The 22,514-nt window shown below is 50.8% G+C and carries 24 protein-coding genes; 9 read left to right on the top strand and 15 right to left on the bottom strand.

The genetic code is table 11. From position 1 onward, the window contains the following. The first annotated feature begins 104 nt into the window (after window positions 1-104). Window positions 105-1,646 carry an AmpG family muropeptide MFS transporter gene (locus K7G70_RS14555; protein ID WP_223789383.1) on the top strand — a complete coding sequence of 514 codons (1,542 nt, stop codon included), beginning with the start codon at window positions 105-107 and terminating at the stop codon, window positions 1,644-1,646. A 23-nt stretch (window positions 1,647-1,669) separates the two neighbouring features. Here the strand turns inward: K7G70_RS14555 and K7G70_RS14560 are convergent, their stop codons facing one another. Next, window positions 1,670-2,980, bottom strand: coding sequence for a hypothetical protein (locus tag K7G70_RS14560; protein WP_223789384.1), 1,311 nt, complete (start codon window positions 2,978-2,980; stop codon window positions 1,670-1,672). A 127-nt stretch (window positions 2,981-3,107) separates the two neighbouring features. On the opposite strand from K7G70_RS14560, the gene K7G70_RS14565 reads away from it, so the two are divergent. From K7G70_RS14565 to zapE, 3 genes are all read left to right on the top strand, one after another. After that, the gene (locus K7G70_RS14565; RefSeq protein WP_223789385.1) at window positions 3,108-3,944 is read left to right on the top strand and encodes a winged helix-turn-helix domain-containing protein; all 837 of its coding nucleotides are present in this window, start codon (window positions 3,108-3,110) and stop codon (window positions 3,942-3,944) included. Between the two features lie 75 nt (window positions 3,945-4,019). Further along, complete coding sequence (locus tag K7G70_RS14570) at window positions 4,020-4,685, top strand: alpha/beta hydrolase (RefSeq protein ID WP_223789386.1); 666 nt, start codon at window positions 4,020-4,022, stop codon at window positions 4,683-4,685. A 5-nt stretch (window positions 4,686-4,690) separates the two neighbouring features. Continuing rightward, complete coding sequence (gene zapE / locus K7G70_RS14575; protein ID WP_223789387.1) at window positions 4,691-5,749, top strand: cell division protein ZapE; 1,059 nt, start codon at window positions 4,691-4,693, stop codon at window positions 5,747-5,749. A gap of 56 nt (window positions 5,750-5,805) precedes the next feature. Here zapE and K7G70_RS14580 read toward each other — a convergent pair whose 3' ends face one another. From K7G70_RS14580 to K7G70_RS14595, 4 genes are read right to left on the bottom strand one after another with little or no spacing between them, the layout of a single operon-like run. Then, complete coding sequence (locus K7G70_RS14580) at window positions 5,806-6,672, bottom strand: 5-oxoprolinase subunit C family protein (RefSeq protein WP_223789388.1); 867 nt, start codon at window positions 6,670-6,672, stop codon at window positions 5,806-5,808. Continuing rightward, window positions 6,669-7,361, bottom strand: coding sequence for a 5-oxoprolinase subunit PxpB (pxpB, locus tag K7G70_RS14585; RefSeq protein ID WP_223789389.1), 693 nt, complete (start codon window positions 7,359-7,361; stop codon window positions 6,669-6,671). The genes K7G70_RS14580 and pxpB overlap by 4 nt, the downstream gene beginning before the upstream one ends. Then, on the bottom strand, window positions 7,358-8,128 hold the full coding sequence (gene pxpA, locus K7G70_RS14590; protein ID WP_223789390.1) for a 5-oxoprolinase subunit PxpA: 771 nt from the start codon (window positions 8,126-8,128) through the stop codon (window positions 7,358-7,360). The genes pxpB and pxpA overlap by 4 nt, the downstream gene beginning before the upstream one ends. Window positions 8,129-8,132: 4 nt before the next feature. Next, the gene (locus tag K7G70_RS14595) at window positions 8,133-9,335 is read right to left on the bottom strand and encodes an Nramp family divalent metal transporter (protein WP_223789391.1); all 1,203 of its coding nucleotides are present in this window, start codon (window positions 9,333-9,335) and stop codon (window positions 8,133-8,135) included. A gap of 195 nt (window positions 9,336-9,530) precedes the next feature. Here K7G70_RS14595 and K7G70_RS14600 point away from each other — a divergent pair, with 195 nt between their 5' ends. Further along, entirely contained in the window at window positions 9,531-10,832 is a 1,302-nt protein-coding gene (locus K7G70_RS14600; protein WP_223789392.1) for a DNRLRE domain-containing protein, read from the top strand. Continuing rightward, window positions 10,829-11,791 (top strand): prolyl aminopeptidase, encoded by a 963-nt coding sequence (gene pip, locus K7G70_RS14605; RefSeq protein ID WP_223789393.1) that lies wholly within the window; start codon window positions 10,829-10,831, stop codon window positions 11,789-11,791. Before K7G70_RS14600 ends, pip begins: the two co-directional genes overlap by 4 nt. Window positions 11,792-11,952: 161 nt before the next feature. On the opposite strand, the gene K7G70_RS14610 is transcribed toward pip, so the two are convergent. Continuing rightward, a complete protein-coding gene (locus tag K7G70_RS14610; protein WP_223789394.1) occupies window positions 11,953-12,567 on the bottom strand; it encodes an acyl carrier protein phosphodiesterase in 615 nt (204 codons plus the stop codon). 131 nt (window positions 12,568-12,698) lie between these two features. Here K7G70_RS14610 and K7G70_RS14615 point away from each other — a divergent pair, with 131 nt between their 5' ends. Both K7G70_RS14615 and K7G70_RS14620 read left to right on the top strand, forming a co-directional pair. Next, window positions 12,699-13,493, top strand: a complete 795-nt coding sequence (locus K7G70_RS14615; protein WP_223789395.1) for a class I SAM-dependent methyltransferase — start codon at window positions 12,699-12,701, stop codon at window positions 13,491-13,493. Window positions 13,494-13,667: 174 nt separating this feature from the next. Then, entirely contained in the window at window positions 13,668-14,198 is a 531-nt protein-coding gene (locus tag K7G70_RS14620) for a Pycsar system effector family protein (protein ID WP_223789396.1), read from the top strand. 13 nt (window positions 14,199-14,211) lie between these two features. Here K7G70_RS14620 and K7G70_RS14625 read toward each other — a convergent pair whose 3' ends face one another. Beyond that, entirely contained in the window at window positions 14,212-15,096 is an 885-nt protein-coding gene (locus tag K7G70_RS14625) for a cation diffusion facilitator family transporter (RefSeq protein ID WP_223789397.1), read from the bottom strand. Window positions 15,097-15,168: 72 nt separating this feature from the next. Here K7G70_RS14625 and K7G70_RS14630 point away from each other — a divergent pair, with 72 nt between their 5' ends. Continuing rightward, window positions 15,169-16,428, top strand: coding sequence for an MFS transporter (locus K7G70_RS14630; protein WP_223789398.1), 1,260 nt, complete (start codon window positions 15,169-15,171; stop codon window positions 16,426-16,428). Between the two features lie 13 nt (window positions 16,429-16,441). On the opposite strand, the gene K7G70_RS14635 is transcribed toward K7G70_RS14630, so the two are convergent. The 8 genes from K7G70_RS14635 to K7G70_RS14670 all read right to left on the bottom strand — a co-directional run bounded on the left by K7G70_RS14635 (window position 16,442) and on the right by K7G70_RS14670 (window position 21,987). Beyond that, window positions 16,442-16,975, bottom strand: a complete 534-nt coding sequence (locus K7G70_RS14635; protein ID WP_223789399.1) for an HAD family hydrolase — start codon at window positions 16,973-16,975, stop codon at window positions 16,442-16,444. Between the two features lie 57 nt (window positions 16,976-17,032). Next, complete coding sequence (locus tag K7G70_RS14640) at window positions 17,033-17,506, bottom strand: hypothetical protein (RefSeq protein WP_223789400.1); 474 nt, start codon at window positions 17,504-17,506, stop codon at window positions 17,033-17,035. 426 nt (window positions 17,507-17,932) lie between these two features. Then, window positions 17,933-18,337: a cytochrome c oxidase subunit II gene (locus tag K7G70_RS14645; RefSeq protein ID WP_223789401.1), complete on the bottom strand. Its 405-nt coding sequence runs from the start codon at window positions 18,335-18,337 to the stop codon at window positions 17,933-17,935. A gap of 111 nt (window positions 18,338-18,448) precedes the next feature. Next, entirely contained in the window at window positions 18,449-18,949 is a 501-nt protein-coding gene (locus tag K7G70_RS14650) for a hypothetical protein (protein ID WP_223789402.1), read from the bottom strand. 277 nt (window positions 18,950-19,226) lie between these two features. Beyond that, window positions 19,227-19,517: a hypothetical protein gene (locus K7G70_RS14655; RefSeq protein ID WP_223789403.1), complete on the bottom strand. Its 291-nt coding sequence runs from the start codon at window positions 19,515-19,517 to the stop codon at window positions 19,227-19,229. A gap of 30 nt (window positions 19,518-19,547) precedes the next feature. After that, the gene (locus K7G70_RS14660) at window positions 19,548-20,066 is read right to left on the bottom strand and encodes a hypothetical protein (protein ID WP_223789404.1); all 519 of its coding nucleotides are present in this window, start codon (window positions 20,064-20,066) and stop codon (window positions 19,548-19,550) included. A 121-nt stretch (window positions 20,067-20,187) separates the two neighbouring features. Further along, window positions 20,188-20,742: a hypothetical protein gene (locus K7G70_RS14665; RefSeq protein WP_223789405.1), complete on the bottom strand. Its 555-nt coding sequence runs from the start codon at window positions 20,740-20,742 to the stop codon at window positions 20,188-20,190. Between the two features lie 48 nt (window positions 20,743-20,790). Continuing rightward, complete coding sequence (locus K7G70_RS14670) at window positions 20,791-21,987, bottom strand: hypothetical protein (RefSeq protein WP_223789406.1); 1,197 nt, start codon at window positions 21,985-21,987, stop codon at window positions 20,791-20,793. Between the last annotated feature and the right edge of the window lie 527 nt (window positions 21,988-22,514).

Here is a 22,514-nt window from a genome sequence, read left to right on the forward strand (position 1 = left end):
GACTTTTACCGGTCCAAAAGCCGGACAAAGGCCGTTCCGCAGCGGCCATCCAGTCTGCCAAGCCAGGATCCGTGCTAAACTGCCCATTTTTGTCCCCCAGCCCGATGTCAGAAACCCTCAAACACCTGTTGCACCCCAAGTTCCTGCACATGACCTTGTTTGGAATCTCTGCTGGCATCCCGTACTTTTTAATTTTTTCCTCTTTGTCTCTGTGGCTGGACCAAGTGGGGGTGGAAAAATCGGCCATCACCTATTTCAGTTGGGCCGCTTTGGGTTATTCATTCAAGTATTTGTGGTCGCCGTTGGTGGATCGCCTGCCCATCCCCTACCTCAGTGCCCACATGGGACAACGCCGGGCCTGGCTGCTGTGCATCCAATTGCTGGTCATGTTGGCCATTGCTTTGATGGGCTTGACCGATCCTGCTGCCAGCGAAAACGCCCTGATTCAAATGGCTTTGGCCGTCACATTGCTGGGATTTTCAGCGGCCACCCAGGACATCTTAATCGATGCTTGGCGAATTGAAGCCTCCACCGAAAAAGACATCGCCATGCTGTCCTCGGTGTATACCGTGGGTTACCGCTTGGGCATGCTCACTTCCGGTGCCGGTGCTTTGTACATCGCCGCTTACTTTGGCACCAGCATGGAAACCTATCAGTACAGTGCCTGGAAAATTTCTTATCTGACCATGGCCTGCACCATGCTGCTTGGCATCGGCACCACCCTGTGGATCAAGGAACCCAAGAAAGCCGATGCTTTGGTGCATGAAACCAAAGACTACTTGGCGGTGGTGGCGGTGTTTGTGATCAGCATTGGGGTCTTGATTGTGACTTATCAGCTGACCGCCGACCTGTTCCAACAATGGCAATCACAACTGCAGTCCTGGTTCAACAACCGGCCCCTGGCTTCGACCCTGACCACGGCGCTGCAATTGTTCCTGGCGCTGGGACTGGCAGCGCTGACTGCCCGCTTGGTGGCCACCACCCGTTGGGTCAACATCGACATGATCAAGGACGTGTACTGGTCTCCGGTGCATGACCTGTTCAAACGCCACAAACAACACATCTGGCTGATCATTGGCATCATTTGCTTGTACCGCATCTCCGACATCGTGATGGGCGTCACGGCCAATTTGTTTTATCAATACAAAGGCTTTGATTTGGACGAAATCGCCAGCATCGTCAAAACCTTTGGCCTGATCATGACCATCAGTGGCGGCATCCTGGGTGGCTTTTTGGTGGTTCGCTACGGCATCATGCGCATCATGATCATCGCCGCGGTGTTGTCGGCCGCCACCAACCTGCTGTTCATGGCAATGGTGGGTATGGACAAAAGCCTGGTGTTCCTGACCTTCATGATTTCAGCTGATAACCTGTCCCAAGGCATGGCATTGACCGCCTTTGTGGGCTTTTTGTCGCTGTTGGTCAACCGCCAATTCACCGCCGTGCAATACGCCATGTTTTCCTCGGTCATGACCCTGTTCCCCAAAATCCTGGGTGGTTATTCAGGCGGTATGGTGGAACAGATGGGTTATGCCAATTTCTACCTGATGACCGCCATCATTGGCATCCCTGTGGTGTTGATGCTGATGTACGCAAGGCGTAGGCGGGTGTTTGAGTTTGACCAAAACCCGCCGCCTCAAGACTGATGGCTGTCAGGCATTCATGCGGTTCATAAACTGAGCTCACACACATCAGACGTGCCGTCGGCACACGCGAAATGGATGCGCTTGCCTGCGGCATCATGGCCCATAGGCTGTTGGGTGTAGGGATTGCGCTCCTGGGATGAGGCAATCACCGCAGCGACATCGGTTTCGGGGTTGAGCTTGATTTCAATTTTCAACCGCAACAATGCCAACATGCCATCCAAATCATGAACGCGGGCCACATAATCGGCATAAGCCGGTGTGGCGATGCTCAACAACATTTTTCCCGTTGGGTTGTACAAAGTCGTGGGTGACCAGCTGAAGGCATCATCCGTCGTCAAATCCCATGCACCACGGCTGTGCTGTTGATGAAATTCCTGGGCACTCAAAGCCGACATGGCCAACAGGGGGCGGGTGGACAGTTCATAGGCCAAGTTGTGGGTGGCATTGGGCTGAAACAAATCAAACCAACCCAAGTATTGCAATTCACCGGTTTGTTCGGCCTGATCAAACAAGTCGATGCCATGTTTGAATTCATGTTGAAACACCGTCCGCATGTTGGTTTCTGCTTGAGTCAAGCGCGGCACCATGGCCAGCAACTGCCGCAGTTGTGAGGAGTCAAAGCGGTCTTCATCCAAGGCTTTGGACAGGGCGCCAATGCCGTTGTTGATCGAGGCCACTGCCACCATTTTGGTGATCATGTGATGGCCCTCTTGCAGCAGCATGCGCCAGAAAGTCATGTCTTGCTTGAAAGCGGCCATGAACCCATCGGCCCCTTGGGTGGCGTGGCTGTTGGCCAAATACAAACGCTTCAAGGCCAACACCGGCCCGAATGGCACAAAAGGTGCCGCCAAATCCATTTGCGTGGGATCACTGTATTCAGTCAATTGAATCAATGCCGCATATTTTTCCAACTGGGACAGCAAGCGCGCCTGGTTGATGGGCTGTGCAACCACAGCATCGAATAAATGGGCCATGCAACCCCGCTCCCTTCTGGAGTTACACCGGGGATATTCACTTTGCCATGCCTGGTCAGCTTCAATGTTCACAAATTGATCAAATTCATCCCCATTCAAGTAGTCGTCACCGGATTGTTTGATTTTTTGATTGAGGAAAGTTCTGATTGATTCGGTGTACTCGACAAAATCGGCTCGCGTGCTGTTGATCGCCAACAAGGCCGGATACGCATTTAGGGCTGAGTATGGTTGGGCTTTGAGGTCTTTGATGGCTTGTACTTCGGGTCTGAGTGATTGATCAAACGGCGAGGTGTTGATCACCACCGTCAACAGACACAAAGCGGCGGCCATCAAAACCAAATATTTCAAAATCTTCAACATGGTGGATGTTCCTGTGGTTAGTAATGACTGCCATGATGCCGCATCAGGCATTTGGGCACCTGAGCAAAACCTGAGTAAAACATCAGCAGGTCATTTCAGGGCGATGGCTGGTGCTAAAATGGGCGCCATGCAAACCGATCAAACCACCCAATATTTGACCGCCCAGCTGGCCATCTGTGCCGCCAGCGGTGAAGTCAAAGGCCTTGACCACCAGACCATTCGCCTGGGGCCGGTACCATTGCGGGTGTTGGTGGTGTTGTTGAACCATGCGGGTGCGATTTGCAGTCGACAACAGTTGTTTGATGCGGTGTGGCCCAATCAAGTGATCAGTGAAGACGCCTTGACCAAATGCATATCGGATTTGCGCAACCAGCTCAAGCCCTTAACCACTGAGCACCCATTGATCAACACCATCCCCAAAAAAGGATACCGCTGGCTGCCCAGCGTGCGTGTGGGTGCCGCTGATGTGGCGCAACCACCCAACAGCCCCTCACCGTGGCTCCATCGATTCAAACTCATGGCCATGGGCTTGGTGGCATTTTGGCTGCTGACCTGGGGTTTACTGGCCGCCCTCAGCACCTTCACCCAACCGACGACCACGCCGCTGGTGATTTTACCCACCCAAATCACCAACCCCACGCAACGATCACACGACCCGCTGGCCTTGGACCTGGCCAGCCACCTGAAACAAGCGGCCATGCAGCACGATGATTTGCGGTATTTATCAGGACATGCCATCGAATCCCATCAAGGCAGCCCCTTCCCTCACTTCCGGCATGAATTCGGGGTCCAATGGTTCATCGAAAGTGAGGTGGTGTTGACCGAATCTGCGGTCGAAGTCACCCTCAATCTGGTTGATGCCAAAACGGCCTTGGTGATCCACAGCGCCCAGCATTCAGGACCCAACCCACTGTCGCTGGCAGCCTGGTGTGCGGACTTCATGCACTTCGTGGCTGAACTGTGAAATTTCAAGTGGGCAGCCATTCAAAGCATGGGGCTGGGTGATATAATGCTGGCTTTTTGATGCAAGCGAACGGTCATGTCTGAAACCCCCACCACATTTCCCCAGGAATCGAGCGTCATCATGATTCCCGGACCGGCTGGACAAATTGAATGTCTGACCGCCCCGCCAGAAGCCGACGCCGTAGACAAAAACCGCGTGGCCTTGATCTGTCATCCCCACCCTTTGTATGGTGGCACCATGCGCAACAAAGTGGTGCACATGTTGGAAAAAGCTTTTCGCGACATGGGTGCCCACACCATCCGCTTTAATTTTCGCGGGGTGGGAGAATCCGACGGGGTGTTTGATGATGGCGTCGGTGAAGCCGATGATCTGATGGCGGTTTATGACTGGGCCCGCACCACCATGCCGCATTGTAAATTCTGGTTGGCTGGTTTTTCTTTTGGCTCGTATGTGGCTTTGCGGGCGGTGAATCAAATCAACCCTGAACAATTCATCACCGTGGCACCCCCAGTGGAGCGCTACGATTACACCGAACTGGAGCCACCTGAGTGTCCCTGGTTGGTGGTCCAAGGGGATGAGGACGATGTGGTCAGCCCCCGTGCGGTTTATGAATATGTGGAACACCAAAACCCCAAACCCCAATTGGTCACCATGAAAGCCGGACATTTCTTCCACCGCCGTCTGCTCGACCTCAAGGGGGCGGTAAAGAACGGCATCCTCCGCCAAGTCAATCCTGAATAAGCCCCGTGAGTGGACCCCTGGCCAATTACCTCGCGGAAATCGAAGCCGGTGTGATCTGGCGCGATGCGTTGCAAGCCCAAGTGGTGGATGAATTTGAGCGCTTACACCAGAACCTGTTGCAACAAAGCCAAACCAAGCGCTGGTTTTTTCAGTCCGCGCTGGCCGCTCCGCAAGGGATATACATCCACGGTTCAGTGGGGCGGGGCAAAACCCATTTGATGGACTTATTTTATGACAGCCTGCCCGCGGACATTGGTAAGCAACGACAACATTACCACGAGTTCATGTTGTGGCTGCATCAGGCTTTGCGCTCGACGCCAGACACCAAAGACCCACTGGATTTGGTCTGCCGGCGCCTGGCCAAACAAGTCAAAGTCTTGTGTTTGGATGAATTCTTGGTCAACGACATCGCCAATGCCATGTTGTTGGCGGGCATGTTGGCCGCTTTCAGCCGCTATGGCATCGCTATGGTGACCACCTCCAATGTGCGCCCAGATGACCTGTATCGAGATGGCTTGCAACGGGTCAAATTCCTGCCAGCCATTGATTGGATCAAGCAACACATGCAAGTGCTGCATTTGGACGGGGATCAAGACTACCGATTACAAGACGATCCTAATCATCAGCACGAACACTGGTACTTTCCGATCAACGCGTCCAGTCGCTATCACTTGCAAGACTGTTTCCAACAAAAAACCCAGTTCCAAGCACCCGATTTAACAGCCTGGTTGATCAATGACCGCACCCTGCCCATTGTCGGACACGCTGAAAACACTTTGTGGTGTGACTTCGCGGCCTTGTGTGAACAACCCCGACATGCCACCGATTACCTCGTCATCGCGGAGCGCATCAACACCCTGGTGCTGGAAAACATCCCGGTGATGTCGGCCAATGACGACAGCGCAGCCCGCCGCTTCATCACCCTGATCGATGTGTTGTATGAGCACGGGGTCAAACTGATTGCCCAGGCCGCCTGCCATTATCAGATGATTTACCAAGGAGACAAATTGGCCTTCGAGTTTCAGCGCGCAGCATCCCGCTTGGCTGAAATGCTGTTGGACTGACCTCCCCCAATCAAAGCCCTGTTCAGCACCCAGATGGGTGTCCTATTCATTGGAACTCAACCGCTGCGAAAAAAGTACAGGTCCTGTCCAGGCCTGATTTGCGCCAGTTTATGCAATTCATCTCGATGCACCACCAGCATCCGCGGATAACCACCTGTGGTTTGGCCATCTTGCATGGACAGGATGCCCTGCCCGTCAGGCGTGACCTGTAAACTCCCTGGCACCAAACCAGAACTGGACAAGTGCAATTGGTCTGGGTAGCGCAACGGTTCGGCTTGCAGGCGAAAGCCTTGGCGGTTGTGGTCTTGGGTCAATTGAAAGGGTTGGCCAAAGGCCTGGCTGACCACCGCCGGTTCAAACAAGTTAACCTCGGGACCTGGCATGGCCCGGACCACATGGATTGTTTGTTCCTTGAGCACCAGCCAGGGTGGTTTGTGGCGGGTGGCCCGCAGGCCGGTTTGGCGCAGTGGCAATTCATCACCGACTTGCAAGGCCCGACCCGCCAAGCCACCCAAACCAGCAACCACCAGGGTGCTGACACTGCCACCGATGGTGGGCAAGTCCAAACCGCCACCAATGGCCACATAGGCCCGAACCCCGACCAACAAATGTTCCATGCGAAATTGATCACCGGCCTGCAAATGTATCGTGCGGTTGGTGTCAACCGCCTGGCCATTGACGGTGCAGCTGAACTCAGCGCCAGCCACTGCCACCGAACAGGCTGCCTCAGTACGCAAACCCAGCCCACTCCAAGTGACTTCCAACAAACCTTCATCGGGATCGTTGCCGACCAGTCGATTGGCCATGCGGGCAGCCGGTACATCCATGAACCCCGAGGGCGGCATGCCCCAATGGGCCATTCCCAGGCGACCGGCGTCTTGCACCGTGGTCATGGAACCGGCTTGGGTGATGGTCAGTGTCACGCGGGTGGCTCCCAACTTTGAAAAGTCGCCCAATCGATGGCCTGAAACCGCACCCGGTCCAAGGGACTGAAGCGCATCGGTTGGTGGTCATTGGCCCAGTCGATCAAGGCCACCGGGGTGCGCCCGATCACCTGCCAGCCGCCCGGACTGGATAAGGCATAAAGTCCGGTTTGGGTACCGGCTACCGCCACACTGCCGGCGGCCACCGAGCGCGCCGGGGTGGCTTTGCGTGGCAGCTTGATGGTCGGGTGGTTGTCAGCCAAATAAGCAAAACCAGGCAAGAAACCCAACATGTTGACGCGGTATTCGACGGCGCTGTGCCGCGCCACCAATGTCTCGTGGGTCATGCCCAACTGGTCACAAACAAATTCCAGATCCGGCGCCACTCGGGCGTCATAGCAAACGGGGATTTGATGGGTCTTGGTCTCAGGCTGCCAGTCTTTGAGGCGTTGGCAGCGGTCGGTCAGCACCGGCAGCAGGTCTTGGTGGTCGGCCAACGGCAGGTCAAACACCAAAGTCAGGCTGGCCTCAGCGGGAATCACATTGATCAAGCCGGGTAATGGCTGGTGCAACAAATCCGCACACAAACCGTGGATACCACGCAATCGGTCGGTCGATGGTTTGAATCCAATGATCACCGCACAATCACCATTGGGCAGCCAGCTGTGCATGACCAAAGGCTGACTCATGCAGCCCCCGTCGGGGCCCGAATGGCAATGCCCGCAGCCACCAAACCCTGGTGCAGCCGTTCGGCGCTTGCCGCGGCACCCGGGTGATCGCCATGCAAACACAAAGTCTCCACCCGCAAGTCCAGGCGCTCACCAGACACCGCAGCCACCGGTGATTGTTGGGCCAAATCAATGGCACGCTGCAACATGGCCGCTGGCTCGCTGATCAGCGCCCCGGCTTGGTCCCGGGGTTGAAGCGTTCGGCGGGCGGTGTAACCACGGTCGGCAAAACCCTCGGCCACAAACCGCAGGCCCACCTGAGCCGCGGCCTCGGCCATGGCCGAATGGGCCAGACCATAAAACAACCACCGATCATCAATGACCGCCACCCAGGTCATTAATTTCAGGGCCAAAGTCAAATCTTCGGCCGCCTGGTTGTACAGCGCGCCATGGGGTTTGATGTGTCGAATGGTGGCACCGGTGGCCGCCGCCACCGCTTGTGCCAATGACAACTGCTGTTGCATCGCTTGTTGCAATTCACGGGGGCTCATGGACATCGGTTCACGGCCAAAATTCACACGGTCCGGATACCCTGGATGGGCTCCAATTTGCACCCCATGCTGCAAAGCCCAGCGCATGGTCTGTGCCATCACAGCCTGATTCCCGGCATGTCCACCACAAGCCACATTGCAGGAACTGATGTGTGGCATGATGGCGGCATCCACCTGGCCATCGGCCAATGACGCATATTCGCCCAAATCACAATTCAAATCAATCACGTGCGACATCAGATCAGGCGCTGAAGGCCAAATACAACGACCGGGAACCCAGCAGCAAGGTCACCGCAATGACCACCATCCCCAACAGGTTATGCACCCAAGTGTTTTTATGGACGCCAAACAAGTCGCTGCGGTTCATCACCACCAACAAGAACACCGCCAACAAGGGCAGCAAGATGCCGTTGGCAATTTGGGCAAACCAAATGATGGTGATTGGTTTGTAACCAGAGATGGCCAACAACAAGCCACTGAACAACACCACCATCCACAACAAGCGGAATTTCAGGTCGTTGCCTTGTTTCGACCAGCCAAACAAGCCAGACAAGGCATAAGCGGCTGCCAGCGGTGCGGTGATGGCCGATGAAATGCCCGCAGCGAACAAGCCGACGCCCATACAAATGCGCGCCCATGAACCCAGCAGCGGCTCCAATTGCACCGACATGTCACCCGCCGAAGCGATGGCCACTTGTTGGCCAAAGAACGCGGCGGCGGCGGTTGACACGATGGCCACCGAGATCAAACCGCCCAGTCCGATGGAAATCACCGTGTCGGTTCTGACCCGAGGCAAATCTTCGGGCTGGTGCCACTTGCGTTTCACCGCTGAGGCGTGCAAAAACAAATTGTACGGCACCACTGTGGTGCCGACCAATGCCATCACCGTCAACCAGGCTCCATCGGGAATGTGCGGCTTGAGGCCGGCCAGCATGGCCCCCAAATCGGGACGGGTCATGACAAAAGTGGTGACAAAAGCCACACTCATCAACAACACCAAAAAGATCAAGGCCCGCTCCACCATTTTGTATTGGCCTTGAAACAGCACCACAAAAGCCACCGCCACGATCAACCAAGGCCAAGGCATGTCATACTGCGGCAGCATGGCATCCAGCCCCAATGCAGCCCCGGCAATGTTGCCCCCTTCATAAGCCCCATTGCCGATGAAAATGGCCACCGCGACCAGGCCAAACACCGGCACACGGGCCAGCAGCGATTGGAACTGTTGGTGCAGGATGCGGCCCAAACCCCGTTGGGTCACCACCCCCAAGCGACCGGCCATTTCCTGCAACAAAACACAGGCCAACACCGAAAACAACAAAGCCCAAATCAACGCATAGCCGAAATTGGCCCCAGCCAAGGTGCAGGTGGTGACGGTACCCGGCCCGATGAATGCGGCCGCCACCAAGGTCGCCGGTCCGATGGAAAATGTGTTCTTAGACATGCCTGCCCTCCGCTGCAATTGCCTTGATTTTAGCTGAAATCCGGGCGCTTGAAAAACCGCTGACAATGGCTTTAAGAGCGGCGGCATTTTTTTGATCGGATTCACACCGCCAGTCGGATCGAATGTTTTATAATCAATCGCTGACATAACATCAGCGACCTGATCGCCTGACCCCAACCAATCCAGGAGCCCACCATGCACAAATACCTCATTCCATGCCTTGTCTTGTTGACCAGCACCAGTCAGGCAACCATGAGAACCTTGCTGCCCAGCAAAGACAACACCATTTTTGAGACCACCACAGAGCCCTTGAGCAATGGGGCCGGCCAATTCCTGTTTGCCGGCAGAACCAATCAACTGGAAAATTCAGCCAGGCGGGCAGTGCTGCAATTTGACCTGAGTTTTTTGCCGCCAGGCACCACCGTTAATGACGTCACTTTCGAAGTGACGGCGACCCGCACCATCACCCCTTCCAGCACCTTGAATTTACATGCCATGTTGGCTGATTGGGGCGAGGCCGGGTCTGATGCCAGTGGCGAGGAAGGCGCTGGCACCATGGCCGAACCCGGTGACGTCACCTGGACCAATGCCTTTCACGAGGGGGCTGCCTGGTCTTCGGCCGGTGGCGATTTTGATCCATTGGTACTGGCCTCTGAGCCCATCACCGGCTTGGAAACCTTGAATTTCAATTCGGTTGCTTTCACCGCATTGGTGCAAAGCTGGATCGACACCCCGGCCAATAACTTTGGTGTGATCATCATTGGTGATGAATTTTCCGCGCCCAGTGCCTATCAATTGGCCAGCCGAGAAAACAGCGACAACCAACCCAGACTGATCATTGATTACGATTTACCGCCCACCTCGGTGCAATTCACCCCCAGCAAAGACAACACCTTGTATGAAACGGTGGATGGCAGCACCTCCAATGGCGCCGGTGACCGCCTGTTCATGGGCAAGACCAACAGCAATGCCATCCGCCGGGCAGTGCTTGAATTTGACGTGACCGACATCCCGGCCACCGCCGTGATCGAAAGTGTGGCATTGGATTTGGCCATCATCAACCTCCCCACTGGGGCTGACAGCGGCACGGCCGACATCCATTTTGTCACTGCTGAATGGGGGGCTGCCGGTTCCAGTGGCAGTGGCAATGGCGCACCATCACAAAGCGGTGATGCCACTTGGATTCACCGGCTGTTTGATACCGACAGCTGGAACACCGCTGGTGGCGACTTCATTGGCACCGCCTCTGCCTCCACCAGCTACTCTGACAGCGACACCACCCTGTCTTTTGCCAGCAGCAGTGGGCTGATCGCAGACGTCACCACTTGGGTGCAAAATCCAGCGGAAAACCACGGTTGGATCATCTTGGGAGACGAAGCCAACCTGGGCAATGCGCGCGGCATGGGCAGTGCCGACAACCTCAACAGCAATGCCCGACCGGTGCTGACCATTGAGTACACCGACCCCGATTTGATTTTTGCCGACGATTTCGAATGAAGCCAAGTCCATTGACCCCTTTGTATCCGGCCGCTGATGTCAACCGCAGCGGCCACCTGGAAACCAACAGCGTGCACCGGGTGTATTGGGAGAGCTGTGGCAACCCCGAAGGCAAGCCCGTGGTGTTTGTGCACGGCGGACCCGGCGGCGGCACCTCGGCCGCCACCCGGCGCTTTTTCAACCCGACCAAGTACCACATCATTCAATTCGATCAACGAGGCTGTGGCCAGTCCACACCCCATGCCTGTTTGGATGACAACACCACGTGGGATTTGATCGATGACATGGAAGCCATCCGTGACCTACTGGGCATCGATCGCTGGCAGGTGTTCGGCGGCTCCTGGGGCAGCACCCTGGCGCTGGCCTATGCAGAAAAACACCCTCAGCGGGTCACCGAATTGGTGCTCAGGGGCATTTTTTTGTTGCGACAACAAGAGCTGCAATGGTTTTATCAAGAGGGCGCCAGCCGCATTTTTCCCGATGCCTGGCAAGCCTACCGCGATCACATCCCGGCCGCAGAACGGCATGACATGATGGCGGCTTACCAACAGCGCCTGCTGTCAGACGATGAAGCCACCCGCCTGGCTGCTGCTGAACGGTGGTCGGTGTGGGAAGGCTCTACCTGTCACTTGTACCCGGATCTGCAGCACATTGAAGAGACCGCCGATCCGGTTTTTGCCCTGGCTTTTGCCCGCATTGAAAACCATTACTTCATGAATCGGGGCTTCTTCAGCCATGAAAACCAACTGCTGGATGACGTGGACGCCATCCGCCACATCCCCACCGTGATCATCCAAGGCCGTTATGACGTGGTCTGCCCCATGCAAACCGCCCATGACTTGCATGCGGTGTTCCCTGAAGCCGAGCTGATCATCGTTCCCGACGCCGGTCATTCGGCCTTTGAACCGGCCATCGCCAGTGAATTGGTCAAAGCCACCGACCGCTATGCGGATCTTTGATTGAACAGCTAAGGCAAATAAACCAATTGGCCAACCCTTGCCAATTCTCCTTAATCCCGATTCCCCGGGCTTGACCATTTCTTAAGATACAAGTGTCTTTTGGCTGATCCAAGGCCCTTCAACGTCTGTCTCAAAGTCGGTTGGGAGGCATCAATGCTGCATTAAACCAACCAATGTTCGGTCTTGCTGCCCAATTGATGCTGTTTGAAATGATTCACCAATTGTGGAAAAAAAGCATCAAAATCTGCCAACAAGGCATCGTGCTGTTGTTCAACCACCGGCAGGTATTGGCTTGCGGTTTCGCGTTGGCGGGCCCGGGCTGACAGGCGTTGGTCAATGCGTTGCAAGGCCATCACAAAACCGGCAAAGGTCTGGTATTGGGCCAACAATTCGGTTTCCGCCAATCGGTTGATGATGCGCTGGGGCTTTGCAGGGAAAGTGCCGGCCAATTGAACTGAACGGTCATGGAAGCGCTGTAAATAGCTGGGCAAATCAACCGCCCCATACGACGACCAGCGGATCGACAGAAAATGATCGAACAACAAATCCAGCACCACCCCTTTCAAGTGTCCATCGGTACCCAAGCGGGCTTTGCTGACCGACAACAAGGCATGCCCATCGGTGAAGCGATCAATCGCTTTGTGCATCAACATGCCTTGCCGCAAGTGGGCGCTGGCATCGGTCCACGGCCGGCCTTTCATGGGGTCAGCCAACAAATTACCCAGTTGATATTCGGTGTTGTTCTTGGACAATAAGGTGTGGGCCAGCCAATTCATCGGTACTCCGCAGTGGAGGTTTTATTATCACGAGTCCTTTGACTTCGGTCAAGATCAATGACCAAAAGCACATACCGACACCTTCGTAGTTGATATAATGGTGACCATCAACCAAACAAAAAGGTGAACCAATGCACACAACACATCTGACTGCGACCTTGCTGGGCCTGCTGCTGAGCGGCCTGGGCCTGGCCGGTGAGCCGGCCAACCAAGCCAAGCCCAACAACGACCCTGCCACCCCTGAGGTGATCCAACAAGCGCTGCAAGCAGACGGGCGCAGTGACGCCGATGTCCAACGCGATGCCCGATCCCGTCCCGATGTGACTTTGGCCCTGCTGGATATTGGACCTGGTGATGTGGTGTTTGATGTGTTTGGTGGCGGTGGCTACTACTCTGAATTGATCGCGCGGGTGGTCGGTGAAGATGGCAAGGTGTATCTGCACAACAACCAAGCCTACCGCAATTTCGTCAGCAAGCCGTTGGCCGAACGCATGGCTGCCAACACCCTGCCCCAATTGGTGCAACACGACCGCGAAGTTGATGACCTGGGCATGGCGCCTGGTTCGTTGGATGCCGCGATGATCATCATGTCCTACCACGACCTGTATTTCGATGACAAAGAAAACGGCTGGCCCCAAATCGACCACCAGCATTTCATGCAACAAATTCACGCCGGACTGAAAACCGGTGGCCGCTTCATGATCGTTGATCACCAAGCCAATCCCGGGCGCGCGGCGCTGGATGCCAAAACCCTGCACCGCATAGAAAAGGACCACGCCATCAAACAGATCGAGGCCATTGGTTTTAAATTGGTGGCCGAATCAGCGGTACTGGCCAATCCTGATGACGACAAAACCACCTCGGTGTTCGCGCCAGACACCCGTGGCAAAACCGACCGCTTCATCGCGGTGTTTGAAAAAATCTGAAGCCTGGGATGACGGGGTTGATGGCAGCCAACCCCGCCCAGGACCGAAGGCTTTGGGTCAGCCAATCTGGGTCTAAGCCCATCAACAAAAATCATCAGTCAGCGCACAAAAAAAGATGGTGCCTGAGACCACACAGGATTACAATTCGCCACTTTAACCGCCATGGCCCCTGGCATGAACCAGCCCGACAAAACCCCACCCACCGGTGACCAAACGCATTTCTTCTTGTATGCCGCCCTGAAGGAAGCCCAGGACAACATCCGCACCTACGACACCAAAGCGCAAATCGTCGGCATTGGTTTCATTTTCACCATTGGCATGGTGATCAAATTCAACACTTGGACCAGCATCACTCCCCAGTGGCAACACATCGCCACGGTGGTCACCTGGATATTGATCATCATCCCGGCGGTGTTCTTTGGTTCGGTGCTCTACCCCACCCGCCGCGTGGCGCCATCTGTTTTGAAAAACAAAGACACGGTCAAAGGCTTGTTTTACATGAACCACCAGGAGACGGTGAAGAATTACGTTCAAGACCTACAACAGATGGACATCCCCGGTGAACTGTCTTATGAATTGTTGAAAGTGTCTTACTTGCGGGACTTGAAACGACGCCGGTTTTTGCATGCAATGAGCGCGGCCTCATTCAGCCTGATCACCTTATTCGTGATGCAGCTGTTCCCCTTGTGGGGGCTGATTCACTGAGTTAAATGGGTCATCACAATTTCACCGGCTCCACATGGATTGAAGCATCGGCCACCTGAAAACGATCCACCAGCATGTCTTCCACCGCGTGGGCGATGTCATGTGATGCGGTGATGCTGAGGTCGTTGTCCACCGCGATGATCAAGTCCACCGCCTTGACATCACCGATCCAGCGTGAACGCACCTGCCTGACTTCGCGCACCCCGGCCACGCCGCGCACCGCGCGGTGTAAGGTGTCCGGATCGATGGCAAAACCATCGACCAATATCGGCACCACTTTTTGGTACAAACCAAAGGCAAAATACAGCACCAGGCCAGCGACCCCAACGGCGCACAACTGATCCAACCAAACATAGCCCATGGCCGACAACTGCCAACCAATGATCACCGTGATGGTGGTGATGGCATCGACCAAGGTGTGTTGTGAATCGGCCAGCAAGATGTTGGAGTCCAGTTTTTTGGCCCAGTACCGTTCCCACATTGACACCGAAAAATTCAGCCCCAACACCAACACCATCAGCACCAGACCCCAGGGCTCACTGGTGATCTCCCTGGGTTCACCACTGAAGGCCGACAGCACCAGCTGCACCGCCAAAACCACCAGCAGCGAGGCCAGGCCAAACACCGCCATGGTTTCGAATTTGCGGTGACCATAGGGGTGGTCTTTGTCGGCTGGCTTGCCGGCCACCCGCATCACCAGCCAAATCACCACATTGTTCAACACATCGGTCAAGGAATGGATGGCATCGGCCATGATGGCCAGTGAATTGGTGGCCAAACTCACCACCAGCTTCAAGACCAACACCAAAATGTTGTACAACCCTTCAACCACAATGATGAACTGCACTTTGCGATCTTTTTCTGCCGGGGTGAATGTACTGAGATCGGTCGATTTCATGATCACCATTTTAACCCACTTGAGTTGAATTGCTGGCATTGATTGTTAGAGGCTGCTAGACTGCCGGACATCATGACCCAATTGACCCTCATCCTGCTTGCTTTGTTGACCGTGACCTGGTTGATCAACCGCTTTGCCGGCTTGCACCGCAACATCAGCTTGTTGTTTCTGGCCCAGCCGATGATTTCGGCCATGGCCCCGATGATGGTGTTCATCGGCGGCATCATCAGCCAACCCATGGCCACCGATCCCTCGTGGGTCACCCTGCCCTTAACCCTGATGATCGCCGGCACCGCTGTGGGCACCGTGCCCTCGGCCTTGTTGGCCCGACGTTTGGGCCGCCGACGGGCCACCATGGTGGGGTTCTCAGCCAGTGTGTTGGGGGGCTTGATCGGCGCTTGGGCCGTTCACCAACAAAGTTTTGTCCTGTTTGTGGTGGCCGCCTTCATCCTGGGCATCAGCGGTGCTTTCGCCATCCAATTGCGCTTTGCCGCCATCGAGAGCCTGGATGACACCCATGACATCCCCAAAGCCATCTCCTTGTTGATGCTGACCGGCATCTTCGCCGCCCTGATCGGTCCAGAACTGGCTTATGTGAGTCAACATTGGTTGACCAGCAGCCCGGCTTACACCGGTACGTTCCTCGGCACCGCTGCTTTTGGCCTTTTGGCCATTTTGGCCGTGGCGGGATTCAAGTCACCACCGCTGGTTGAAACCCCAACCACCGAACCCAATCGACCCTTGGTCGTTATTATGCGCCAACCGGTGTTCATAGTCGCCATCACCGCCGCGGCTCTGGGCTTTGGCTTGATGAGTTTCGTGATGACCGCCACCCCTTTGAGCATGCACCAACTGCACCACCATTCCCTGGCCGACACCAAGTGGGTGATCCAATCGCACGTCACCGCCATGTACCTGCCTTCCTTGATCACCATCTGGCTGGGCCAAAGGGTCCAGACCAAGTACTTCTTGCTGGTCGGCACCCTGATGTTCATCGGCGTGGTGATCATCGCCAGCCAAGGCCATGAGCTGTTGCATTATTGGTGGGCTTTGATCTTGCTCGGCATCGGCTGGAATTTCCTGTTTTACGCCGGCACCACCCTGCTGCCACTGAGCTACCGCCCAGAAGAACGGCATAAAATTCAGGCCATCAACGACCTGACCGTGTGCTCTTTCCAAGGCGCCTCATCCCTGATGGCCGGCTGGGTGGTCTATCATTACCAATGGTCCGGCATCCTCTTGACCTGCATCCCCTTCCTGCTCATCATGCTGGCCATCACTGTGCTGCGGTTTGTCACCACGCGACAGCACACCACAACCTCAGCGGCTTAATCGATCGGATTGTTCAACCAATTTTTCTGCCAACCCCTTTTTTCGATGGCACGCACATTGGCTTCATTTTTAAATGCAGCAGGTAACGTTGTAACAAGGGCAGTTCCTGGTCATCAGGACAACCCCTGAAGTCGTTGACCTGCACCAAATTACCGTAATTTTTGGCCAGCTTTTGTGGGGTGTTGTCGATCATGATGACTTGTTCCAGTCGAAAACCACGGCGTTTGACTTTGTTCAAGTTTTTCAAATATATGTGTTTGAAATTCTCCGGATCGAATGTCGGCGTGCAGCGTTTTCGGGACCAGACAAATTCCAAGGGGTAAGCCTCGCCACATACTGCCTGCACCGTTCTTTGGGCATACAACTGATTGCCTGCGGTCCATATGGCCACCTTGAAATGTTCACGACAGAAGGCCATGAAATCATGCACATGCGGACGCAAATACACAAAATAATGGGCAAGCATGAAGTCATGTTCGCGGTCCAATGGCTGTTCAGTGGCGTGCAACAACGTTTCATCAATGTCCAAAATCAATAATTTTTGCATCCAGCTTGCTCCTTGAGACCTGCTGTCAACCAAATGGACGGTCTGTGGTGCCACCCGTCATTGGCCATCTCTGGCTTTTTGTTTGTTGTAAGTTTCCTTGAGAAATCCTTCCAGGGCTTTGACGTCGGCTGCTGTGGTCGTTGGGTTGTGATAGGTAAACTGTGTGCCATCTTCAAATTCCAGAATCATGGTTTCACCGTCGGTGAAAAGAATTTCTATCTTTTCAATGCCTTTGGGTTGGCCCTCATTGTCCCATGGGTTTGCTTTCTCATAAGTCTGGAAGTAAAGGGTTTTGTGCTCAATGCAATAGCGGCCCGATCTCTCGGGGCCTGGTGCTTTGATGGTGCCGCTGTCATCGCCAAATACAGCGCCGCCATGAAGGGTCCAGTCCCGTACGGGCTCGGTGAACCAAGTCACTTGGAAGGTGCCGAAATCCAGGTCCCGGGGTGCCGCGCAATGCAACGTCTCCGGCTCCGTGGCGCATGAGGACAACAGCACACTGACGAGAATGATGAATGGGAGTTTGTTCATGTTGTTTTCCTTGTTTTTGTCAAACTTCTGGTGGCATCGTAACACAAGTGCTCTGATGGGGTACAAGTAGCGGGTACATGTACCCTGTTGTCTGCTTGTTTTCAACATCGCAGCTTGCCTGCCATCGATTCACAGCATTTTTTTAACTCCGCAGCGAACTGGCCATCTCATTGATTTTGAACAATTTATGACTCCATACCATGACCCATGGCAGGGTGGGCTTGCAACCAATCCTTTTACTTCATCAGTTTCATAACACATTGATTATCAATGTAATATCAATTTACACTTACAACAAAACCATTTACTTTAACGTATGCTCGCAGTTAAATTTGCAAATTGAACCAATTGCAACTAAACCCTTTACTTTTTTTCCTTAGATAAATTTTCAAGCCATTCAAATAGCGTAATAACTCGCAATAAAATCTATTTAGATAGATGTAAAGACAACAGCATTAGTAACAATACAGCAACCACTAAAGGCGTATAACCCAATTCCTTTGTGGGGTATTTCAAGTCTTTTCTGTGTTTGTAGACTCTACCAGCAAGCAATAAAGCAGAAAGGAAAAATGCAGCTAAGCCCAGGATTAAGAAACCAGCCCCGATCCCGCTGGCACCAGGGCTTGCAGACAAAATTGTCAGCAAAAATGAAACAGGTATTATTAACCATGTAAATATCGCATGTTTCTTGATATCACTGTGTGATGGCAGGCCACTTTTTTTAATTTCATCTTTTTTGTATTTGAAGATTGACCAACTTAGAGCCCCAATCGCCAAAACCACCAACAGCAATACCGTAATAATGATGAATGTGTGAATAAAATATTCCATGGCTTGCTCCAACCAGACTAATTATTATCGAAATTTCACCTAATCCATAGGCAACAAATCAATTATACAGTTTCGTCTGGTCTTGCCAATTCGATCCCAATTTATTACTTGTCACGAGACAATTTTGCATAGACTTTTGATTGTTGATTCATGTTCTTTACCCACCAAACCAACATCTTGATGAAAGCGAAATCCAGATTTCTTGACTTCAGCCACATCAAGGGCCTTTTTGGCTTCTGAACGATCACTGTTGATTAATGCTTTTGAGGCATGCCATTTAAACTGATCCAGAGGAAATGCGAGTCTATCAACATGTTCATTCAACACATCAAGTGCATTTGAATATTCAGCTTTTACTTCGTGAGTTGCCACCAAATACGGATAATCTAGATACACCCCTGTCTGAAAGTTTGGAAATTCCCTTTCTTTCTCAAGCACCTCTTTAAAGGTCAAAATGCAGCTCTCGATATCATTTAGAGCCATTAATGCATTCGCTTTTGCTAATAATGCGCGGGCGTCATCAAACTGGCTTTTTTTTGATTCAAAATATTCTTCTACCAGGCGAATCGATACCTCTGGATGCATATCAGCCAAAGTGAGGGCTTGGATCACCAAATACTGATCTCTATTCGATCTTGCTCGCTTCAATTTCGAGTAGAAATGCGCTTCTATGATTTCGTTCCAATCAATATTCCTGTACCAGTCGGTAGGTGACACGATAATCCTTTGGCAATTAACAAATTAATAGCAGAGCATGTGAGCAATAAATCAAGATATTAACAACCCACTCTTGTATGCTTATTTACATTGATCATAATAGAACGTTGGCTGTTTACTTTGAAGAAAAGAATAAATTCTATATACCAAAAATTATCCTTTAACATTGGTTTTAGAGTCGATCGCTCAATTCATCTACAGCCAAGCGACCGATTGTTGTTTTTCGGCCAGAAACAAAAGCTGTTATATAAGCAATATTAGATCCTTGTTGAATCTTGAGAGGGACAATATCAAGTTCACAATGTTTGTCTGTACTGTTGTTTGAAATCTCAATAAGCTTGAGTTTGACTGCATCAGATTCAGAAATAAATGTCTTATTTTCATCATGAACAAAACACCACTCACCCTCTAAGGGAACAACATTTTCATTCAATGGATTTGATAAGCGAACTACCTTTTTCATATTCTGATATATATCTTAAATGCAATTAGATTAATCAGAGTTAATTTCATTTTGGATTTCTCTATTAACTTCAGAAAACCCTGATTTCAAAGCATTCAGAATCAATTTAGTTATATCTTCATCTGAAGTAGTAAAATAGTAATTATTTGACTTTGAAACATGCTTAAATGATTTTGGCTCAATATTTCCCTCTATATCAATTTCATTTATTAGCAAATTAATCACTAAATTGCTGTAGGCCCAACCTTTATTGCTGGTTTTGTATTCATGCCCTACACTGACTTTTGTGATTTCAGCTCTATCTGTGTTACATGCTTGTTCCATGCTAAAGAAATCACCTAAATCATAAACAAAATCCACTTTATCATTTTTGGGTTGATACTCAGGTGCGTAAATTCGTGTGATTTGCTGTTTTCTGTCCAACGAGTCACATATATAAACACAGCCTTTATCTGGTCCAAATCCTTCAGATATCAATATTCTTGGTTTACTGTTTGAACATGCAGTAAATGCAAAACTTAAAAGTATTGAAATTAGTATTTTTTTCATTTGAATGCACACATTTTAAAATGAACCCGCATATAGGATTTCATTTTCCTTTGATCCAACTCGATTGTTTAAGTATCTACTTTTACCATAAAAAGTGTCTACTAGTCTCAGGCCTTACCAGTCAGTTTCTAATAACCCATCTATCGCCACCATACTTGACTCTAGACTTAGAAACATTAAGACGTATTGATTGCTTTTTTGCTAACATCTTTGCAATTCCCCATAATCCATGCGGGTGCCCAGAAAAATTGTCCATATATTCACCTATTGGCATCATAGATATAGCGTATGCCGTGTGATCAATTCCGTTCCCACTATATCCATAAATTGATTTTGTGTTTAGTTCTGATTCGAGATCAATATTCAAAAAAACAGGTGGAAAATTTAAATTTTCTATAAGTGTGTTACTTATGGCAACATCTACCACTTTATCATCATATTCAATCCATGAGTGATCAAAAATAATAGGATGATTTGAAACTTCACCTATGCAAGGAATTACGTCATAACCTTGCTCCTTTAATAAAACATACAAAATAGCTGTAGTAGCATGACATGCCCCTGACCAGTTTTCTTCATGTATGTAATCTAAAGTATTTTTGAATGTTTTTTTAAATTTATATAAACCTGTTGAGTTATCAAATAACTTGTTTAATTTACTGCTTTGGCTTTTCATATTTTTCAACTTACTTTATAAATTTTTGGTGTAAACCCCGCTAATCCCCTAGAGCCTACTTTTGCGCAATACTGCTGCTTCACTGATTTCTTCATTAGTATCATTTATTGCGACTTCCAGCCATGTTCTTAACTTCTCATCTGAAATGTATTTCGAATTTAAAACATTAAAGGCTGCATACCTTACCTTTGCACTTTTATGATTGATCATTTCACAGATAGCGTCAATCTGCAAAATATCGAATGCTGTGTTGCTTCTGATTGCTTTGGAAAGATATACCGGGTCAACAACCTCCTCATTGGTAGCGATAATAAGTTTTTCACGAAGTGATGTATTTTCATTTATACTAGAATTTAATTGTACTTCAGCAACTTCCCTTACATCCCAGCGAGGATCCGATAGAAAACTGATTAGTTCATTTTCTGAAGGTATTTTCATCTTTAACAGTGCAGCTAGCAGCTCTGCGCGAGGACTGTCTGGCTCTGCACCCCCATCAGCTGGATATGCTCCCTCTTTCTCAGCCCAGTAATTAAATGCTTTGTTTAAGGTTTTGTACAGTTGCTCGCATACTGGAGTGTGAAACTTTCCAGCAAACTTTGCCGCTTCTTTAGCAGTAATTGGTCCGGACTTAAAAAGGCCTCTTGATATTGCATTCATGACATTTTTATCAAATGTTATGTTAACCCTTGATAAAGAAGTATATAGAAACTGACAGCCAGGGATCAGTTTTCCTTTTAGACGGTTCAGGATAATTGACTTAATCTTCTCATCGTTATTTAAATGATGGACCATATAAGACGTAATCAGCAACGTTGTGTATCCCCCATCCTTAATCAGTCTTTTAATTACTCGAATTAAACCTTCACTGTCGTGTAGTTTTAGCACTAAGTTGCCCGCTAGCCATGTTATCCATTTGCTATCAGAGAACATGGCTTTCACGATTTTTTTGCTATCCAAATCAGAGTGTTGTATTAGGTCCCAATTCGGCTCAATATCTATGTGTATAGTTCTATAAAACATTGCCATTTGAGTATCGAAACTATCATCAGATGACATTAACTCCAGTAATTCTACAGCGTCAATATGTAACCCTTCACGTGAGATACCACTAGCTAGGGATAGACCTTTGAACACCTCCTTTATAGAGTCAATAAATGATTTCTTTGGCCAGAAATTTGTATCGGAGAGTTCAGAATTCCAATAATTCGAAGCTGACAAGAATGCACTCAAGTCTAAAAATGGCATACAGTTATTTGAATTCACATTACAGGTGTAAGAGGGAATAATTAATGCCTTACATAGATTTTTAGTAGCTCTTATTTCCTTTTTTCTTGCTTCTGGACTAAACGGGCTATTTAGTAATTCTATGAAGTCAGTTCTGTAAAGCTCCTTGGAAAACTGTTCTTGTCCAACACTTTTGAAAAATTTATCAAGATCCTCGACGAGGCTAGTTCTTAGTCGATCATTTTTTAGAATAGTTGAAGAGAAAATTTCTTTTGCTTTTTTTAAACTGCAGTTATGAAAAATGTGTTTTACAGCGTTCTTTACGAACTCATCGTGAACCAGATTTAAGCTGACGTTACCTAAAAATAATAGTCCTGAAAATGACGAATTAAAACTACGGCTGCGTATTCGGCGAATGAAATCAGTAAAAAACTCAATTAATTCCTCTGTTTCTGTATGTAGTGGTCAAGTAATTTTGGCCACGGTTTTAGATTCACGCCAGAACTTTCGCTCTGACTCATTGGGTGTCATTCCTCCGTTGTATGCGT

Origin of the sequence: Marinicella meishanensis, from assembly GCF_019931145.1 — a bacterium.
Taxonomy (GTDB): Bacteria; Pseudomonadota; Gammaproteobacteria; order Xanthomonadales; family Marinicellaceae; genus Marinicella; species Marinicella meishanensis.

Excerpts from the sequence above, each read along its gene's own strand:
- K7G70_RS14555 (WP_223789383.1), top strand. The coding sequence starts at position 105 with ATGTCAGAAACCCTCAAACACCTGTTGCACCCCAAGTTCCTGCACATG.
- K7G70_RS14560 (WP_223789384.1), bottom strand. The coding sequence starts at position 2,980 with ATGTTGAAGATTTTGAAATATTTGGTTTTGATGGCCGCCGCTTTGTGT.
- K7G70_RS14565 (WP_223789385.1), top strand. The coding sequence starts at position 3,108 with ATGCAAACCGATCAAACCACCCAATATTTGACCGCCCAGCTGGCCATC.
- K7G70_RS14570 (WP_223789386.1), top strand. The coding sequence starts at position 4,020 with ATGTCTGAAACCCCCACCACATTTCCCCAGGAATCGAGCGTCATCATG.
- pxpB (WP_223789389.1), bottom strand. The coding sequence starts at position 7,361 with ATGAGTCAGCCTTTGGTCATGCACAGCTGGCTGCCCAATGGTGATTGT.
- pxpA (WP_223789390.1), bottom strand. The coding sequence starts at position 8,128 with ATGTCGCACGTGATTGATTTGAATTGTGATTTGGGCGAATATGCGTCA.
- K7G70_RS14595 (WP_223789391.1), bottom strand. The coding sequence starts at position 9,335 with ATGTCTAAGAACACATTTTCCATCGGACCGGCGACCTTGGTGGCGGCC.
- K7G70_RS14600 (WP_223789392.1), top strand. The coding sequence starts at position 9,531 with ATGCACAAATACCTCATTCCATGCCTTGTCTTGTTGACCAGCACCAGT.
- pip (WP_223789393.1), top strand. The coding sequence starts at position 10,829 with ATGAAGCCAAGTCCATTGACCCCTTTGTATCCGGCCGCTGATGTCAAC.
- K7G70_RS14610 (WP_223789394.1), bottom strand. The coding sequence starts at position 12,567 with ATGAATTGGCTGGCCCACACCTTATTGTCCAAGAACAACACCGAATAT.
- K7G70_RS14615 (WP_223789395.1), top strand. The coding sequence starts at position 12,699 with ATGCACACAACACATCTGACTGCGACCTTGCTGGGCCTGCTGCTGAGC.
- K7G70_RS14620 (WP_223789396.1), top strand. The coding sequence starts at position 13,668 with ATGAACCAGCCCGACAAAACCCCACCCACCGGTGACCAAACGCATTTC.
- K7G70_RS14625 (WP_223789397.1), bottom strand. The coding sequence starts at position 15,096 with ATGAAATCGACCGATCTCAGTACATTCACCCCGGCAGAAAAAGATCGC.
- K7G70_RS14630 (WP_223789398.1), top strand. The coding sequence starts at position 15,169 with ATGACCCAATTGACCCTCATCCTGCTTGCTTTGTTGACCGTGACCTGG.
- K7G70_RS14635 (WP_223789399.1), bottom strand. The coding sequence starts at position 16,975 with ATGCAAAAATTATTGATTTTGGACATTGATGAAACGTTGTTGCACGCC.
- K7G70_RS14640 (WP_223789400.1), bottom strand. The coding sequence starts at position 17,506 with ATGAACAAACTCCCATTCATCATTCTCGTCAGTGTGCTGTTGTCCTCA.
- K7G70_RS14645 (WP_223789401.1), bottom strand. The coding sequence starts at position 18,337 with ATGGAATATTTTATTCACACATTCATCATTATTACGGTATTGCTGTTG.
- K7G70_RS14655 (WP_223789403.1), bottom strand. The coding sequence starts at position 19,517 with ATGAAAAAGGTAGTTCGCTTATCAAATCCATTGAATGAAAATGTTGTT.
- K7G70_RS14660 (WP_223789404.1), bottom strand. The coding sequence starts at position 20,066 with ATGAAAAAAATACTAATTTCAATACTTTTAAGTTTTGCATTTACTGCA.
- K7G70_RS14665 (WP_223789405.1), bottom strand. The coding sequence starts at position 20,742 with ATGAAAAGCCAAAGCAGTAAATTAAACAAGTTATTTGATAACTCAACA.
- K7G70_RS14670 (WP_223789406.1), bottom strand. The coding sequence starts at position 21,987 with ATGCCATTTTTAGACTTGAGTGCATTCTTGTCAGCTTCGAATTATTGG.